Here is a 508-nt window from a genome sequence, read left to right as displayed (position 1 = left end):
TTCATAACCCGATAAAACGAACTCTCGGATGCTATCCATACCCCTTTATCAAGCAACTTGGGCACTATTTTGCTCGGCGGTAAATGCCCATACTCAGCTGAATTGACTGTTTTGATAATACGCTGTCGCTCTAACTCAGTGAGTTGATTGGGCGGCCGCTTTGCCGTACAAGTTCGCTTGTCTACCATCTTATCTTCGGCCATCCAGCGCTGAACCGTTCTTGCCGTTAGCCCAAGTAATTCGCACACTGGCTTCTGCCTTGCCCCTGAATCCTGCGCTTCTGTAATGAGCTTTATCAATTCATGTCGCTCAGTCGACGTCGTTAATCGTCCTCGTTGAAACCCCAAATGGCATCCGCTTTTTTTTTGAGAACAAGTAATGCCGCTGTTTCAGCTAAGGCTTTATCTTTACGATTAAGCTCTTTTTGCAGCTGTTTTATTTCTTGCTTTAACTGTTTACTGTCTGATTTAGCTAGTTTCGTTGTAGGTCCTTGGGCAAAGTCGTGCTT

General features: G+C 45.3%; 2 pseudogenes. Both read right to left on the bottom strand.

Annotated features, from left to right (window positions below):
* A pseudogene (locus H5200_RS23810) lies at positions 1 to 248 on the bottom strand (IS3 family transposase); the annotation flags it as partial.
* 74 nt (positions 249 to 322) lie between these two features.
* A pseudogene (locus tag H5200_RS23415) lies at positions 323 to 508 on the bottom strand (IS3 family transposase); the annotation flags it as partial.

The organism is Pseudoalteromonas sp. SG43-7, assembly GCF_014164295.1.
GTDB lineage: Bacteria > Pseudomonadota > Gammaproteobacteria > Enterobacterales > Alteromonadaceae > Pseudoalteromonas > Pseudoalteromonas rhizosphaerae.
Note: the sequence above shows the minus strand (reverse complement) of the source record. Positions and strands in the feature narration are given on the sequence as shown.